This window comes from Affinundibacterium baiyunense, assembly GCF_018139645.1.
Classification (GTDB): domain Bacteria; phylum Pseudomonadota; class Gammaproteobacteria; order Burkholderiales; family Burkholderiaceae_D; genus Undibacterium; species Undibacterium baiyunense.
Map to the genome: position 1 here is coordinate 205,613 of NZ_JAGSPM010000004.1, position 17,661 is coordinate 223,273.

14 protein-coding genes are annotated in these 17,661 nt (G+C 45.1%); 9 read left to right on the plus strand and 5 right to left on the minus strand.

The window, feature by feature from the left end; translation table 11 throughout:
• The first annotated feature begins 72 nt into the window (after positions 1-72).
• From KDM92_RS08530 to KDM92_RS08540, 3 genes are read left to right on the plus strand one after another with little or no spacing between them, the layout of a single operon-like run.
• Positions 73-450 (plus strand): response regulator, encoded by a 378-nt coding sequence (locus tag KDM92_RS08530; RefSeq protein WP_212683940.1) that lies wholly within the window; start codon positions 73-75, stop codon positions 448-450.
• A gap of 2 nt (positions 451-452) precedes the next feature.
• Positions 453-1,067 carry a chemotaxis protein CheC gene (locus KDM92_RS08535; RefSeq protein WP_212683941.1) on the plus strand — a complete coding sequence of 205 codons (615 nt, stop codon included), beginning with the start codon at positions 453-455 and terminating at the stop codon, positions 1,065-1,067.
• Entirely contained in the window at positions 1,064-2,053 is a 990-nt protein-coding gene (locus tag KDM92_RS08540; RefSeq protein ID WP_212683942.1) for a sensor domain-containing diguanylate cyclase, read from the plus strand. The genes KDM92_RS08535 and KDM92_RS08540 overlap by 4 nt, the downstream gene beginning before the upstream one ends.
• Positions 2,054-2,133: 80 nt before the next feature.
• On the opposite strand, the gene KDM92_RS08545 is transcribed toward KDM92_RS08540, so the two are convergent.
• Positions 2,134-2,961 carry a substrate-binding periplasmic protein gene (locus tag KDM92_RS08545; RefSeq protein ID WP_212683943.1) on the minus strand — a complete coding sequence of 276 codons (828 nt, stop codon included), beginning with the start codon at positions 2,959-2,961 and terminating at the stop codon, positions 2,134-2,136.
• A gap of 222 nt (positions 2,962-3,183) precedes the next feature.
• Here KDM92_RS08545 and KDM92_RS08550 point away from each other — a divergent pair, with 222 nt between their 5' ends.
• The 6 genes from KDM92_RS08550 (at position 3,184) to KDM92_RS08575 (ending at position 12,179) form a co-directional block, all read left to right on the plus strand.
• Positions 3,184-6,246 (plus strand): ATP-binding protein, encoded by a 3,063-nt coding sequence (locus KDM92_RS08550; RefSeq protein ID WP_212683944.1) that lies wholly within the window; start codon positions 3,184-3,186, stop codon positions 6,244-6,246.
• Positions 6,247-6,377: 131 nt separating this feature from the next.
• Complete coding sequence (locus tag KDM92_RS08555) at positions 6,378-7,679, plus strand: metal-dependent hydrolase family protein (RefSeq protein WP_230408245.1); 1,302 nt, start codon at positions 6,378-6,380, stop codon at positions 7,677-7,679.
• A 240-nt stretch (positions 7,680-7,919) separates the two neighbouring features.
• Complete coding sequence (locus tag KDM92_RS08560) at positions 7,920-8,627, plus strand: DUF6445 family protein (RefSeq protein WP_230408246.1); 708 nt, start codon at positions 7,920-7,922, stop codon at positions 8,625-8,627.
• 194 nt (positions 8,628-8,821) lie between these two features.
• Positions 8,822-10,249 (plus strand): RCC1 domain-containing protein, encoded by a 1,428-nt coding sequence (locus tag KDM92_RS08565; protein ID WP_212683945.1) that lies wholly within the window; start codon positions 8,822-8,824, stop codon positions 10,247-10,249.
• Positions 10,250-10,397: 148 nt separating this feature from the next.
• Positions 10,398-11,198 (plus strand): substrate-binding periplasmic protein, encoded by an 801-nt coding sequence (locus tag KDM92_RS08570; protein WP_212683946.1) that lies wholly within the window; start codon positions 10,398-10,400, stop codon positions 11,196-11,198.
• A gap of 87 nt (positions 11,199-11,285) precedes the next feature.
• Positions 11,286-12,179 carry a Dyp-type peroxidase gene (locus tag KDM92_RS08575; RefSeq protein ID WP_212683947.1) on the plus strand — a complete coding sequence of 298 codons (894 nt, stop codon included), beginning with the start codon at positions 11,286-11,288 and terminating at the stop codon, positions 12,177-12,179.
• 110 nt (positions 12,180-12,289) lie between these two features.
• Here KDM92_RS08575 and KDM92_RS08580 read toward each other — a convergent pair whose 3' ends face one another.
• The 4 genes from KDM92_RS08580 to KDM92_RS08595 are packed head-to-tail and all read right to left on the minus strand — an operon-like array spanning position 12,290 to position 17,467.
• Entirely contained in the window at positions 12,290-13,525 is a 1,236-nt protein-coding gene (locus tag KDM92_RS08580; RefSeq protein WP_189344886.1) for an ABC transporter permease, read from the minus strand.
• A complete protein-coding gene (locus KDM92_RS08585; protein ID WP_212683948.1) occupies positions 13,522-14,730 on the minus strand; it encodes an efflux RND transporter periplasmic adaptor subunit in 1,209 nt (402 codons plus the stop codon). The genes KDM92_RS08580 and KDM92_RS08585 overlap by 4 nt, the downstream gene beginning before the upstream one ends.
• Entirely contained in the window at positions 14,727-16,799 is a 2,073-nt protein-coding gene (locus KDM92_RS08590) for an HlyD family secretion protein (protein WP_212683949.1), read from the minus strand. The genes KDM92_RS08585 and KDM92_RS08590 overlap by 4 nt, the downstream gene beginning before the upstream one ends.
• The gene (locus tag KDM92_RS08595) at positions 16,796-17,467 is read right to left on the minus strand and encodes an ABC transporter ATP-binding protein (RefSeq protein WP_212683950.1); all 672 of its coding nucleotides are present in this window, start codon (positions 17,465-17,467) and stop codon (positions 16,796-16,798) included. The genes KDM92_RS08590 and KDM92_RS08595 overlap by 4 nt, the downstream gene beginning before the upstream one ends.
• Between the last annotated feature and the right edge of the window lie 194 nt (positions 17,468-17,661).

The following is a 17,661-nucleotide window of genomic DNA, read 5'->3' on the forward strand; positions in this document are numbered from 1 at the left end:
TCTATTTTTTCAAATAGAGACGCTTCGGTTAAAATTCAACTTTCCGACCCCACGCCAAAACAGGATATCTTCATGACAAGCAATGCGACAATAAAAAAATTACTGATTGTTGATGACAGCAAAGTCTCTCGCATGATCATTCGTGCTCGCGTGTTGGCAGTTTATCCAGATTGGGAAATTCTAGAAGCCAGTACAGGTGCGGAAGGCATCACGCAAGTGAGAGAACATCAGCCCGACTTCTGTACCATGGATATCAACATGCCAGGCATGTTAGGTACCGAAGCCGCCGAAATTATTTTAAAAGACTTTCCGCATATTCGCGTGGTGATTTTTTCAGCCAATATACAAGAAAGTTTTCAAGATAGAGCGAACGCCATGGGAGCCACCTTTGTGGCAAAGCCAATTACCGAAAAATCAATCGCAGAAGCATTACATTATTTTTTAGGATAACTGTGGATAGTCTAAGCGAACTCCATCTCGATGCACTGGCAGAAGTCTTTAATGTTGGCGCTGGCCGTGCTGCCGCCAGCTTAAGTGAAATTGTTGGTGACGAGGTCAAACTATCGGTACCCTCGGTCGAAATCAAAAAGAGCTCCGAAGTGGACTCGACGGTAATTGATTTCAACAATGCCAAGTTTGGCGTTGTTAGCCAACATTTCTCAGGGCCTTTCGACGCCCAAGCATTATTGCTCTTTACCGAGAGTCATGCTTTAGAAATCGTGCGCGACATGATGGGCTCACAAATGAGTATCGAAGAACTTGCTGAGTTTGAACAAGAAGCGATGTGCGAGTTGGGCAATATTATTCTCAATGCCTGCTTATCTGCGATGGCAGATATGTTGCACATCTCGCTAAATAGCTCGCTACCTGATTATCGTATCGCCTCAACGGAAGACATTTTTAAAAGTCTGCAGAATTCAGATGATCAACCGTATATCCTCGTATTACATATTGACCTCTCTATCGAGAAGCGTCACTCAGAAGGACATTTAATTTTCTTATTAAGTTCGATGTCACTTCGCAGTTTAGTGCAGCAACTAGAGCTGTTTTTAGGAAAAATTGAATGAATTTTGTAGATCAATACCAGAGTAAAATTTTTGATAGTTTGAACCTCGGCCTTATCGTTGTCGATGCAAACGAAAAAATTTTATTGTGGAACACTTGGTTAGAAAAACACTCTGGCATTACCAGTGAGAATGCGATCGGACAGACGATCACCAACGTATTTTCGGATGCACCAAGTTCAGCGTTTCTCTCTGCACTACGCAATACGATTAATTATGGATTACCTGCAGTGCTTTCAAATGCCTTACATCGTTCGCCGTTACCTTTGTTCTCGTTTGATGAAAGCTTCAAAAAGCAAATGGCGATTCATCAATCCATCACCATTTCCCCTTTGGTTGCTGAAGAAGTTGGACACTGCTGCTTAATTCAAGTGAGCGATTCCAGCACATCGATACGCCGCGAGAAAATGTTGCGCTCGCATTCTGAAGTATTGAAAAAAGATGCGACCACGGATAGCTTAACTGGACTTTACAATCGACGCTTCTTCGACGAACACTACAAAATCTCTTTAGGACAAGCGATTCGACAGAAACATCCTTTATCGATTTTCATGGTCGATATCGATTACTTCAAGCAATATAACGACTACTACGGTCATCCGGCTGGGGACAAAGTGTTGATGCAAGTTGCGACGACGTTAAAAGCGCAACTTTCACGTTCTTCAGACATGCTTGCACGATATGGCGGTGAGGAATTTGTTTTGATCTTGCCCAATATGAGTAACGATCATGGCATGCAATTCGCGCAGAAATTGATTAGCGCAGTCAATCAACTGGCGATCCCTCACCTGAAATCCAAAGCAAACAAAACTATTACGATTAGCATTGGCTTTAGCACCTACGATCCGAATCAACATCGTGAAGTGTCAACGCTCATTGATGCGGCCGACACCGCGCTGTACAAGGCAAAGCAGCAAGGTCGGAATCAGGCTTGTTTTATGCCTTTGGATACACTGCTATCGCATCGCTTACAAATTCAAGCAGATTAATTATTAGCAAATATCCTCTACGTCGACAGTCTACTAAGGTATGTGAGGATGAAGCTAAAGTTCCCCACCTACTTTACTCTTTAATGATATCCACGTAAGACTTGCGCCAAACTGCCATTTTTCTTGCCGCGTAGGATAGCGGCATCAATTTTCGCTATTACCTCAAGGTAACGCCCTTTTGCGCTGGCAAAGTGCGTCGTGTCGAAAAACAGTGGTTGATCACTTACATCAAAATATCTCCCTTCTAATTCAGGGTCATTCGATTCTTGTACGATAATACGATTGATGTATTGCTCCACTTCTTTTTGCGTTTCCATTCCACGCACAGGCCACACCATCACATCACTGCGTTTTGCCATCAATTTTTTAAATCGCGCGTGTGTCGAAGCAGAATCTTCTTGCACCGTAAAAATGACATCGCGTGCCAAGTCAAATTCCAAGCCATGACTAAAGCCGCGCCCGGTACTGACCACTTTACCGCGTAAATCTTCAACTGTACGGTACTTCGGCTTTGGCTTGCCATAGGTAATCCCCCAAATTCGCTCGACTACCACAGGCTCGGAAAAATGGTAAACAGTAATTCGTTCTCTCGAACGAGAAAAACCATAAATCACACCGTTGCCATTTAAAGTTTCTACTTGCGCACGCTTCCACGGCAAGATGACCGGTTCAAACTTCAAGCCAGTTTGCTTCTCAAAGTATTTCAAAATCTCGATTAACTTTGGATCCGTCGGTAATTGTTTGCCTTGCTGGTCTAGGCTTTCTTGTAGAAATAAGCGAACACGATTTTGATCTGCAGCGAGTGCGATATTTGGTAGCAGCCAAACTAGCAAATAAGCAAATAATCTAAAACAAAAAACACGCATAAGTAGGCAAAATATTTGAATAGCGCCCAGTATCGCAGTCATGATGCTTTTGAGCAAGAAACTGTTTATCTTCAACCGATGCCAGTATAAATCAGTACAAATAAAGCTTTCAAAAAAGTAAGTAAATAAATTCATATGCTCGCATCAACAACACTTGCCTTGATGAGGAACATTTCTTCATGGATACTGTCACATCACATCGCGTCGAGCAAACTGATCGCAAGCGTTTGTATCACCATTCATTTCAACACAGGAGCACTCTGAATGGAATCACCCCAAATTCCTCAGAATGAAGAGTCCAGACTACAAGCACTGCGCGAGTATCACATCCTCGACACGCTCCCTGAGGAACGCTTTGATCGCCTTACTCGACTAGCTCAACAGATTTTTAATGTTGATATTGCACTAGTCTCTTTGATCGACGCTGATCGCCAATGGTTTAAATCAAAACAAGGACTTGATGCTTGCGAAACGGACCGCGAAATTTCTTTTTGTGGTCATGCCATTTTAGAACGTGAAATTTTTCATATTCCAAACGCCTTAAATGATCCACGTTTTGCCGATAATCCACTCGTCACGGGAGCACCGAATATTCGCTTTTATGCAGGCGCACCACTACGCCCAGACGGTGAAAATAGCGTAGGTACCCTATGCATTATCGATAGTAAAGCCCGTATGCTCAGCATCAAAGAGCAACGTATCTTGCGGGATTTGGCGGATGGCGTTGAGCGTGAAATCGCTCAACTACAACAAAACTATCAGCACCAAGCCTTACTCGCATTAACCCAAATCTCATCGCTACTTGATCCTGACTATGCGCAATTACTGAGCAAGGGATTAAGCATCGCGCAAGAGTTTTTAGGAATGCCACAGGCGTTGATCAATCGCATGCGAGATCAACAACTAGAAACCTTGATTTGCACAGGCACACCGTGCGGCAAGCCTCAGTCACCTAAATCACGTTCACAATTATTTGATCCGAGCTGGCAAAGCTTACGTCCGTTCTATATTGAGAACGATCAGCTTAGTTTAATTCCTGATCTAAAAAAATCGCCGTATGCGGATATCGAGAATCAATCTCCGCTAAAAATTGGATCTTATATTGGCGTGCCTATCAAATTTCGTGGTGAATCTTATGGCAACTTAGTTTTTATGTCGCAAGAAGCACGTGTCCCAAATTACTTTAGTAAGGTAGAGATAGAATTCATTCGATTATTTAGTGAATGGGTACATAGCAAGATTCACGAATGGGAACTGGATCAATCACTCAAACTACAACAAAATCTGGCAAAAGCGATTTCACGTGCGCAAGAACGCTTTATTCATGGACAAGATCAAAGCAAAGGATTTCAAGGATTGCTGCATGACATACTCGCTTTGGGTGAATGTCAGTTCGGTTTTATCGGCGAGATTTTAGAAGACAAATCTGGTGATCCCTTTGTAAAAACATTCGCAATCGAAACCATACAATCTGAAGCCACTGTCGATATTCCTGCACCTAAGGTCGACGAGCTTGGGCAAAAAACTGAACGATTGAATGAAGATAAGTTCGCACAAAGAATCGAACAAAAAATCGAACAAAGAATTGAAGTCCGGCCACAAAATGATATTTTCACAGCGGCGATCGGTTCCAATTCTGTCGTGATCGATAATGCCGTCAGCGACGGCAAAGCATTTGCCAACTTTGTTCCACATGACTTAGAAATCCACAACTTTCTCGCTATACCAATTCACTATAACGAACAACAGATCGCCATGATTGGATTGGCGAATCGGCCTTTTGGTTTTCAGGAGTCGTTTATCCAATTTCTCGACCCGATCTTACTGACGATAGGCCAACTGGTTCAAGCGAATCGGGTACAAGTACAGCATACGGAAAGCGAAAGACGCTTAGCAGATATTATCAAGGGCACCAATATTGGCACCTGGGAATGGAATGTACAAACCGGTGAATCTTCGTTTAATCAGCGTTGGGCAGAAATTATTGGTTACAGCATTGAGGAGCTTTCGCCTACGGATATTTCTACTTGGACTAGATTTGCCCATCCTGATGATTTAAAAAAATCGAGTGAATTATTACAGAAGCATTTTGAAGGCGAGCTCGATTATTACGAAGCCATCAATCGTATGCGTCACAAAGATGGGCACTGGGTTTGGATTTTAGATCGTGGCTGTCTAGTTAGTCGCACCGCGGATGGCAAGCCTTTGATGATGTCCGGCAGTCACGCTGACATTTCAAAACAAAAAGAGGCAGATGCAAAACTTGCCAACGCATACGATCTGTTAGAGCAATCCAATACCATTGCGCGAATAGGAACATGGGAAATTGATTTGCAAAGCTCGACGCTGCAATGGAGCAAAGTCACCAAAGAGATTTATGAAGTTCCTGACGACTTTGTCTGTGCAATCCATCAAACAGCGCAGTTCTATCCCAATGAAAAAGATCAACATACGATCCAACAACTGATCCAACGAGCAATCAACCAAGGTATTTCCTTCGATACTGAATTATCTATTCTCACGTATCAGAAGAAAGAGCGCTGGGTCAGAATTGTCGGCATGAGTAAATTTCATGATGACGTTTGCGAGCGTGTCTATGGCACTATTCAAGACATCAGCGAGCGCAAACGCGTGGAGCGGATGAAAGATGAATTTATTTCCACTGTCAGTCACGAATTAAGAACGCCATTGACTTCGATTTCTGGCTCTTTAGGATTGATGGTGAATGGCGTGATGGGCGCGATTCCCGACAAAATTTCTAGCATGCTGCAAATCGCTTACAAGAACAGCCAAAGACTAAGTTTTCTGATCAATGATTTACTCGACATGGAAAAAATCTTGGCAGGGAAATTAAGCTTTGCGATGGAAACACAAGCGCTGGCTCCACTGTTACAAAATGCCGTTGAAAGCAATCTTGGTGCTGGCATCGAGCGCATGATTTCAATTGCGATTGATAATCCGCATCAAGAGATTCGAATCTATATTGATACACAGCGATTACAACAAGTCTTATCGAATTTAATCTCGAATGCGATTAAATATTCACCGAATCATGGACATATTCAAATTACCGTATCACGACAAGAAAAACAGGTACGCATCGCCGTACGTGACCAAGGCCCTGGCATTCCCCTTGCCTTTCAATCACAGATATTTAAAAAATTTGCGCAAGCAGATTCATCGGACACAAGACAACGAGGAGGAACTGGGCTTGGCCTAGCGATCAGCAAAGAATTAATTGAAGCTATGCATGGCAAGCTCAGTTTCAGCTCAGCATACGGCGAAGGGGCTAGTTTCTATGTTGATCTGCCGATACAAGAAGCTTAAATGAAAAACTGAAATAAAAAACTAAAATAAGGACTCAAAACTTAATAAGTACCCTGTTCAATATGAGTAGCAAATCAAACTAGCAGTAGCATTTATTAACCCAGCATCATAATAACGATAGAGACTGTAATATGAATAAACTGAAATCCATGAGCCTAGCCATCGTCTGCGCGTTGGCGACACCAGCATTCGCTGCAAGCACCGTCGTCAATTGCGGCAAACTTCTAGACGTAAAAAATGGTGTATGGCGCGATAAAGTTAGTGTGACAATCGAGAACAATCAAATCGTTTCGATTACACCGATGAAGACGGATGCGGCAAGCATCGATCTTAGCGGCTATTCTTGCTTGCCAGGCTTAATTGATATGCACGTACACTTATCACATGATCCCAAACCACAAGTAGAACAACTACGCGCACGCCTCACTTCGGATCCTGCAGATTATGCATATGCGTCGATTAAGTTGGCTGAACGCACCTTGTTATCCGGCTTTACTACCGTGCGCGACCTCGGTGCTGGCGATGGCTTAAATGTGTCGATGAAGCGCGCCATTGAAGCTGGCAGTATTATTGGGCCACGCTTATTCACCGCAGGCAAATCAATTGCGACCACTGGCGGTCATGCCGACCCTAGCAATGGCTTGTCAATGGCGATGCGTAATGCAGTTGGCAAACCAGGCCCAGAGCAAGGTGTGATCAATGGTGTTGATAGTGCGCGCGAAGCGGTGCGTAGTCGTTATCAAGAAGGCGCTGATTTAATTAAGATTACGGCGACTGCTGGTGTCTTGAGTCAAGCCAGCAGTGGTGAAAATACCCAATTTACCGATGAAGAATTAAAAGCAATTATTCAAACAGCCAAGGATTATGGATTCCGCGTTGCAGCGCATGCTCACGGCAATGAGGGCATCAAGCGTGCGCTGCGTGCCGGTATTGATTCGATAGAACACGGCACGTACATGGATGACGAGGCCATCGCCTTATTCAAAAAAAATGGCGCATGGTATGTTCCGACCATTTCAGCAGGTAAATTTGTTGCCGACAAAGCGAAAGTACCAAACTACTTCTCACCATTGGTGCAACCTAAAGCCGCTGCGATTGGCCCTTTGATTCAATCGACTTTTGCACGCGCATACAAAGCCGGTGTAAAAATCGCCTTCGGTACCGATGCTGGCGTATTCCCGAATGGTGACAACGCAAAAGAGTTTCGTTACATGGTAGAAGCAGGCATGCCAGAACTTGCCGCTATTCGTAGCGCAACTTTGAGTGCGGCGGAATTACTCAATCAAAGCAAACGACTAGGCTCAATCGAACCCAACTTTGCCGCTGACATCATTGCGGTCAAAGGCGATCCTTTAAAGGACATCAGCGTATTAGAAAAAGTCGACTTTGTAATGAAGGATGGTGTTGTATATAAAAGACCAGATGCAAAATAAATCGCATCTATTGTCGCTTAAATGAAGCATAAATGATGCAACATTGATGTACAAATGCAAAGATAAAGACTCGCTCTGATATCATTTAAATCGGATTCAAGAGAGCTTCAAAAGCACAAATCCTATTCGCAGCTTGCACAACAGCAATTCTGCGAATAGCTCTTTGTTTGTACTTGAAATCGAAAAACATCTGAGCGTTCCTTATTTTTGCATAACCACCTCTATTCGCCTCGCCTTGTCATGCGCCCTTTGCCAATTCCTTACACGCCACTTCCACCTGTTCCAGCTACTGCACCCAAACTTGCTTACGAAGCCTTAGAACAAGGCAAGAATTATTGGATTGTGGATGATGTTTTAGATAATGCAGAAGAAATCGCAGAACGCTGCTTCAATCAAACGCAATGGGAATACGGTGCGCCCTATCAACCAGAAAGTTGGCCGGGCATGCGTTTTCATGGCGCTTTATTGCCTGCAGAACTGGCGCAGATCGAGGCAAAAGTGAAGGCTCTGACGGGCAAAGATCGCTTATGGACAGAACAACCTCCAAATGGATTACGACTCGATTGCAATGTCGCTCAACTCGTCGGCGAAAAAGAAAGCACACCGCATCCACATACTGATAGCCGCAATTTATGTCGTTATGCCTGCGTCATTTATCTTAGCCCCAATCCACCGCCAGATTCCGGTACAAGCTTTTGTCGATTGCGCTACCCGAATGGCGCGATTGGCGGCAATATTGTGCTGAGCCCGCACAATAACTTGGTCGATGCATTGCAAGTAAAGGCTTTGCCAATACAAGCTTGGTATGAAGATTTACGCGTGCAAAATGTATTCAATCGCATGATTTTATACAAAGCCAATTTGGTACACTGCGCCAGTGCTTATTTTGGAAATGAGTTACGAGAAAAGCGTCTAACCACAGTGTTTTTTTGGATGACAGACGATTAATCGAGATCAACGATCGACAATAGTGATCGCTTATTTTGCTCAATTGCCTCAATAAGCGACAGAAAACCCGCCTAATCTGGCGATCAGCTTGCCAAAATATCGCTACACTTTCAACATTCACTCATTTAGCCACGGTGTACCGCAGTTGATTCACACGACCTCTGCACTGGACTTAACTCGAATTCAAAATGACTATGCGACAGCTTGCTCACTCTCGACCATTCACGACTATCATCAAACTGGCCTGTCTATGCATAGGTATCAGCCTCGGTGGCTGTGGCGGCGGTAGCAAAGATGCTGCGACCACGACCACCACAACTACTACACCGAGCTTGGTGTCGATTAGCGTCTCACCAGCGAATTCGACGATCTCGGTCGGCTTAAATCAACAATTTACTGCGACCGGTACTTATTCTGACGGCAGTAGCGCGGTCATTAGCAAAGATATTAGCTGGAGCACTGGCGGAACAATTTCAACGATCGTGCAAACTAGCGGCCTCGCCACTGGCAAATTGGTTGGAGTTGAAACTGTTACTGCCACTGTTGGCAAGATCGTCGGCACCACTAAGCTCACGGTGCAAGCACCGTATGTTGGGGTTTCTGCAGGCGGATATCACTCTATCGTGTTGAAATCAAACGGTACTTTGATAAGTAGTGGTTTGAATCGCACTGGGCAACTCGGTAATGGCACTACCAGTGATCTAGCGACATTCGCCAATCTTGGCGCGGTGAATACCTGGACACAAGTATCTTCTGGCGAATTTCACTCCATTGCAATTCGTAGCGATGGTTCAATTTGGGGCTGGGGATTTAATCAAAATGGCCAATTAGGAGATGGTAGTTTTTTTGATAAAGCTGAGCCGGCAAAAATTGGCAGCGCGACCTGGATGGCCATCGCCGCAGGCAAATCCCATACCGTCGCAGTAAAAAAAGATGGCACGTTGTGGGCTTGGGGCAGAAATTTTTTCGGACAACTTGGTGACGGTACGGTGATAGATCGAGCACTGCCAGTACAAATTGGAACGGCAAAGAACTGGACCACGGTTTCTGCTGGTACCAACCATACCATCGCTCGTCGCGATGACGGTAGTATCTGGAGCTGGGGCGATAACAGCGCCGGACAGCTTGGGATTGGCACCGTCGTCAAGGCCACTGCCCCAACACAAATTGGTACGGCGACTTGGGTGGCGATTAGTGCCGGCGAAAGCCATAGCCTTGCGATTCGCGCCGATGGTGCTTTATTCGCTTGGGGAAATAATACAAAAGGTCAAATTGGTATTCCAAGTCTCTTTTTTACACTCACCCCAGCGCAAGTTGGCACGCAAACGACATGGGCATCGGTCGCTGCAGGAGCAAATCATAATTTAGCAATTAAGAGCGACGGTAGCCTTTGGTCATGGGGAGCAAATGATGAAGGCCAACTTGGTCTCGGCAACAATCAAACGCAAACTACCCCTTTACAGCTTGGTGATGTCAAAACTTGGAGAGCGATCAGCGCTGGACAAGCGCATAGCTTGGCAACTCGTTCCGATGGCAGCTTATGGGTCTGGGGTAGAAACCTCGAAGGTCAATTAGGCGATAGCAAACGTACAAATAGCAACGTACCAAGCCAGATTCCTTAAGCATAATCGAGCAAACTACTGTCTTTCAGCGCCAACAAGGACTAAAATTCGCGTTATAACTCAATAAAATATTTGACTTAGTTTCGCTTAAAGTTTCGCCTAAAAATAGCGTCAGCTAGACGCTACACGCTGCTCTCGGAAAATCATCTTGCTTATTTTGCTGCAAAAACTATTCATTGGCGCAATACTCTGCTCCTTGCCGATTCTCGGCACGGCTGCACCAACTCCATCAAAACAACATAGTCGCCCCACGGTGGCGGTTTTGATGGCAGAACAAAAAGGCGATCGTGAGCAAACGCTTCCGCTAACGCGCAATGTCTTACAACTGTTTACTTATCTCGAAGACGCCGCCCAGATCAAAATCGACATCCGCCGTTATCCTTGGCGCAGAGTTTTACATAATGGTGAAAATGGCGAAGGCTTAATTTTTGGTATTTATAAAACGCCAGAAAGATTAAAACTATTTCACTTTTCAGAACCCGTCTATTCCGACAAAGTTTGGTTGCTTAGTCGCTGCGAAGACAATTTCCAATTCAATTCGATTGAAGACTTAAAAGGGAAAAAAATAGGGATCGTACAAGGATCAAGTGCCGGCAGTGACTTTGACAGTCAAGTCAATATCCTCTTTAAGGCAGAATACAACACTAGTAGTCTGGCGGGACGTTTTTTAAAGCTGTACCAAAAACGTATGGACGCCTTCTTACTGTATGAACCGCGCACCAATCTTAAAGAAGTCCAAAAAGAATTAAATCAATTGTACGCAGCGGAATTAGACGAGTACAAAAGAAAGAAAACAGACGTTTTCTGCATCCTCCCTCGCCCAGTTTCCGTGATTGATGCCTACTTTGCGTTAAGCCTCAAATCAGATCGCAGCGCACTTGATCGTATCGATAAAGTACTGATTCAAGCAAAAAAATCGGGCGAACTTGAGCGCATTTTTGCCAAGTAGTGGCAGCCGTTTTACGCGTTTATCTATCGCAAGTTGCTTTGGATTCTTCAAATTTTTTCTAATATCTCAATAGCTCAATCGATGACCATGTCTGATTTTCAAACAGAAATTCTCGCGCCTATCTCGACTCATGCAATATATTTGCATTGCTGCCGTCAACCGCAAGCATTGACCGAAGAAATCAAGCAAACCCTAATCCGATTGCAAGAAACACTCGCAAGCACACCAGCGGTAATTGGCTTCGGCGCTTCTTTACTCGATTTCTTAAAACTCGACATTCCAAATATGCGCAGCTTTCCGCACTTGCCAACATCGCACATCGATATGCACGCATTTGATATCGATCTTTGGATATGGCTAAAAGGAGATGATCGAGGAGACTTATTTCATCGTGCTAGAGAAATACAAACTTTACTCGCGCCCTGCTTCGCAGTTCAACAGACTGTGAATGGCTTCAAATACAAATCGGGTCATGACCTCACTGGCTACGAAGACGGTACTGAAAATCCACAAGATCAAGCAGCCATAGCATGCGCTTTTGTCGAAAGTGACAATCCCGCTCTGCATGGAAGTAGCTTTCTTGCAGTTCAACGCTGGCAACATAATTTCTCCGCTTTTGATGCGATGAGCGATGCTCAGCAAGACGCCATGATAGGACGACGTCGTAGCGACAATGAAGAGCTCGATGACGCACCGGAGAGCGCGCATGTAAAACGAACAGCACAAGAAAGCTTCACTCCTGAAGCATTTGTGCTGCGCCGCTCCATGCCGTGGTCAGAACAAGACAATGCAGGATTATATTTCACCGCATTTGCACATTCATTTGATGCCTTCGAGGCACAATTGCAACGTATGTTGGGTTTGGATGATGGGATTGTCGATGCACTATTTCAAATATCTACACCGATTATTAGCTCTTACTTTTGGTGTCCGCCTATGCAAAAAGGGCGCCTCAATTTAAGCGCCCTTCTATCTACATAAAACCTCAACATTAGACTTGAGCATTGAACTTTTACATAAACCCTTCTCGCTAAAAGTGCAGTCAAACATTTACAAAACTAAAACGAGAGAAGTTGATGGCTAGCACAGCACTAGCCATCGCTACGCAAAGCGGCAATCGGGTCTAAACGCGATGCTTGTTTTGCTGGGAAAACACCAAACGCCAAGCCAACCGCAATACACATAGAAACCGCAATCAGCAAACTAATCGGTGACCAAGCAACAGACCATCCGGCTAGGGTCGCAATGCTATACGCAGCGATCGCACCAAGCACGACACCCATCAAAGCCCCCGACACTGCAATCACAAGTGCTTCTGCCAAAAACTGCTCAACGACATCTCGACGACGTGCCCCCAGCGCACGTTTCAAGCCGATTTCACGACGGCGCTCTAACACGTTCGCCAACATAATATTCATGATGCCAATGCCGCCCACCAGCAAAGATACGGCGGCAATCGAACTCATCACGATCGTGAAGATTCTTTGTGTTTGTTGGTTTTGTCGATACAAACCCATAGGCACAATTAAATTGGTGTCATCGGCATTCGCATGACGTTGCGCGATCACTGTTTGCAACACACGAGCAGCGGTATCCGGTGCGACCTTGCCATCTAATCGTAGGCTAATACCATCCACTTCATCTTCAATTAAGGTAAATAAAAAGCGTGCACGCCCGCTTTCCCAAGGTACGAATAAGCGCTCATCATCAAGCCCGAGTTTGATGCCCTCGAATTCTGATTTTCCCGCCGAACGATCCGCCAATACGCCAACCACTTCTAGCCAAGTATGATTTAACTTGACCCGCTCACCAATCGGATTTTGCTCACCAAATAAACTCTTGGCCAAGCGGGCACCAATCACACAGACTGGTGCCAAGGTCTCGCTATCTTCAGTTTGTAGCCAACGCCCCTGCGCAATTTGCAAACCGCCATGCTCAGCATAACTATGCGAGACTGCAAAGGCACGTCCCGCAATAATACTGGTGCCGTACACCAATTGATCAACTTTGATTTCTTTTCGTAAGGCCACTGATTGCGCGCCGGGCACGACTGACATAGCGGCACTCGCATCGGCGGCTGACAAGCCTAAGGAACGCGTGCGAATATCCTTTAACTTATCGGTAGCAATGTTTTTTGACTCTAACAAAATATTGTTTAAGCCAAGCTCAGCCACTAAACGTAAAGCTTCACGTTTACTACCTTCACCCACTGCCAGCATCGCTACGATCGCGGCGACGCCAAACACCATACCCAACAAAGTTAAACCAGTTCTCAGCTTACGCCGTTTCAACTCAACGATTGCCTCAAGGATTAGCGCGCGATTCATGATTTATCTTCTTTCTTTTCGGGTACTAACACCAATTTCGCACCAACACGTAGACCCGCTTTCACTTCACTACGTATTTGCCCGCGCAATCCTAATTCGACTTTTTGCTTGAGCTTGCTAGATTTTTCTTTGAGATAAACAAAGTAATCTGTGCCCTCTTGCACTAAAGCGATATTCGGTACCGTCAACACCTTGTTCGCATCAAACAGAACTACACGTCCGGTAATGGCCTGTCCAGGTGTTAATGCATGTTTGCGTACTAGATCTTGTCCAATATTTGCTTCGAAATCAGAGTATTTGACTGGCGATTCTTTTGACTTAGTACTGGCAGTTTTCCCCAGTTTCGTCAATTTCAAATTGAGCTCGGTTCCGGTACCTGACAAACGCACTTTGACGGTTTGCCCCTCTTTCAATCCAAAGGCTGCACCTTCGGCAATACTGAATTTGGCGACTTGTTGTTCAAGATCTGGCAAAGAACCAAATTCCTCCCCCGCCCACAATTTGCTACCGACCTGCGGAAAGGAGCCATCCCAACGCGGCTTTAACAGAAACACGCCCTCATGTGGCGCTTTCAATTCCAATGCAGATAAACTCTTACGTTGCTGTGCTATCGTCAAATTCACACTTTCTTTTTGCGACTCAACGACAGCCTGATCAGCGCGGCTACGTGAATCAATTTGATTATTCTTCCATTTTAAATAATTTTGCTTTTGATTCAGAAAGCCAATGTCGACTAGCGTATCGAGAATTTTATTTTGTGCAAAAATTTGTAGATTGGCATTCGCATAGCGTTGACTCAAATTCAAGTCGCCACTCACTTTCGCACTGTCAGAACTTAACTCGGCGCGACCTAGCTCTGCAGTTGACTGTATGCCTAACTCCAATAACTCTTTACGCAATAAATCTGTCTCAGCTTGCGACAATTTAGTTCTCGACTGCACCGAATCAAAGATCGCAATGGTTTGGCCTTTACCGACCATGCTTCCGTTCGCCACCATTGAGACTAGATTCCGCTCATCCCAACCTGTTCCAGGAACATTCAATTGGGTACTCGCCGCCGCTTTAATCTCACCGTCCGCAACAATTTCCTCTTGCCACTGACGTGCTTCTATGATTTCTACTGGTTCACTATCACTATTTGAATCACTGCATGCAGCTAAACTAAATACTACAATCAGCATTATCGAATTAAGCGCACGTCTCATTTTTTCGCTCCCGCTGGTGCAGTCACATTTGTAGCGGCTTGCTGTGGTGCCGGCTTGTTGCTCGTTGAGGTAGATTGAGCACTTTGACCTGTATTTGTTTGATTCATTAGTTTCACCTGTACCGCGGTTCCTGGTTTCACATTTTTGGGCAAGCTATCAAATTCAATTTCCACATCACGCACAATGCTAGGCTGATTCGCAGACTTGCCATGAAAGACCGCACCAAATCCCACTACCCTTGCGATGAGTTCTGTATTGGTTCCCGGTGTCGTCACCGATACTAGCTGTCCTTGCTTGACCAGAGAAACCTGCGCTTCAGGTAATTTTGCTGCGACATAGATTTTCTCTGGATCAGCTAAATTAGCCACTGAAGTTCCCATAAACACTTGGCTACCAACGGAAATTTTTTCATCGTCATAGCCAACGTTATGAACCACCATGCCTGCACGTGGCGCAAGAACAGTTAAGCCTTTCAATCCTTTTTCCAATATCGAAATCTTCTGCTGCAATTGCGCCATTTCTGATTTCAAGCTGCGTAACTCTGCAGTTCTGGCGCGTAATTGCGCTTGACGTTGACGCTCAGATAACTGAGCGAGCTGTTGAAATAAATCACGTTCGATGACTAACTTGTCATACTCAATTCGCTTAACCAATTCTTTGGGCAGAGAAGCTTTACGCAGAGCTTTCTCTGCATTGCTTTTGGCCTCAACCACAGCAAGATCGGCCGCCTTCGCAGCCTCGGCATGATCTAATGCAGTCTTTTCTGCCAATCGGTTTTTTTCATTCAAGGAACTACGATGCGTATCAAGTCGCGTTTTCACATCGTTAGCCTCAAAGATTGCAACCGGTTCTCCGGCCTTCAGATAACTGCCCTCTGGCGCCAGCATCACTAAGTTGTAGTTCCAGACTTGACGAATATTCGGCGGACCAACATTCAACGACTGACGCGACAATACTTCCCCTTCTAAGATGACATCTTTGGCTTTCTGATTTTCTGCTGAAGTTTTTGATGCACTTTCACTAGCACTTGGATTCTTCCGAGGCTCGCTTTTTGCGAGCACTTTATTCGGCACCATCGTTTCGATAGACGCACTCATTCCTTGTTGCAATTCATAGGGCAAATTATCAGGCAGACGAATTTCGGTTTTGAAATAGCGCCCCTTGCCCCAAATCGCACGCGCTTCAGGCGCACTGGCAATCCGCTCAATCACCGCCTTGGTATAAGAACCTGGAATGGCATCGAAACGCACCTGCATTTCTTGCCCTTGCTGTAAAAACGGACGATCAGCTTCCAGTACCCAAGCAATCACTTTTAGCTTGCCGCCACCCAAAATCTGTCCAGCAACCGAGCCAATTTGTGCACGCCCACCTTCGTCTAAACGTTTCCCACTCCAATTATCATAGCCATGAATCAGCACACCATCCCGCTGCGCTTTCACTTCACTTTGCGCGACCTGCAATTTGGCAAAAGCTATTTGAATTTGCAAACGCTTAATCGCTAATTCACTGTCTTCTAATTTACGTTTCACTGCATCAGTGGCGTTGCCTAGTGCTTTTTGTTTCACCACAAGATCGCGCGTCGCCCTATCCAATTCACCTTGATACTTGTCGTAATCTAGCGCGGATATCTGTGATTTTGGCAGAGCTGCATCAATTTTGGCTTTGGCTAAGGCTGCTTGTGCAGTAATCAAAGCCCGTTCAGCTTCTATGGTTTTCACCTCCAAATCAGCTGCTTCGCGCAAACCTTTCTCGCGATTTTGCGAGATCTCAAGCTCGATTCTTTCGATGTCAGAATCGCCCATAGAATCCACTCGCAAAACGACATCACCTGCTTTGACCTTGCTTCCCTCTGGCACAAAATAACGCAAAGTAACGGGTGAGACGATCGCGCTTGGCACAATAATCGGAATTGAATCGGCTGCCTGCAACTCACCCGTTAACAACACTGGTCTTTGGTACTTAGGTGTTGCTGGCTTGTCGGCAAAGATGGGAAAACTAAAAGCGGAGACTAGGCACATTAGTGCCAATCTACTACCGAAATTTAATTTGCAGCGTGTTGAGAATCTCATGCGACCACCTCAGCCACTTTGCCATCTTTCAAATGAATAGTGCGCTGCGCTTTCGCGGCGATATTCGGATCATGCGTCACCAACACCATGGTTTGCCCATTGGCGTGTAGCTCGGCCAGCAGAGCTAACACATCCGTCGCGCTTTTTGAATCGAGGTTACCAGTGGGCTCATCGGCTAACAATAAAGCAGGCTGATTGAGTAATGCGCGCGCAATCGCGGCTCGCTGTAATTGCCCGCCAGATAATTCCCCAGGCAAATGCCCCATACGCTGGCCTAATCCAATTCGTTCTAGTAACACACGCGCACGATTTTCTGCTTCAGGATCTGGCTGTTCAGCATAACGCTGCGGTAGCAATACATTTTCCAACACCGTCAATCGTGGCAATAAGTGGAAAGATTGAAACACAAAGCCAATCCGACGATTACGTAAATCCGACGAGGCATCATCATCCATACTACCGATCTCATCTTGCTCTAAATGGTAAGTGCCACTATCTGGTTTATCCAAAGCGCCAAGCACATTCAGTAAGGTCGATTTACCCGAACCAGACGGTCCCATAATCGCCACAAACTCACCACGCGCTATCGACAAATCAACGCCATCTAAGGCACGGATTTCGTTACCACCCTGTTTATAAGTCTTACGAATATTTCTTAGCGCAATCATCGAAGCATCCTGTCTGCACAATTTGCGTTGGTAAAAAATTGAAATCATATTAAGTGGCAGAAAGTATCCTTACTCAAATAACAATTGTCAATTATCAATTGTGCTAAAGAATGATTTTATTTTTTATTTTCGCATTCACAATGCAATGTCACGTCAAGCACACAGCCAAACACATCACTAAATACACAGCCATA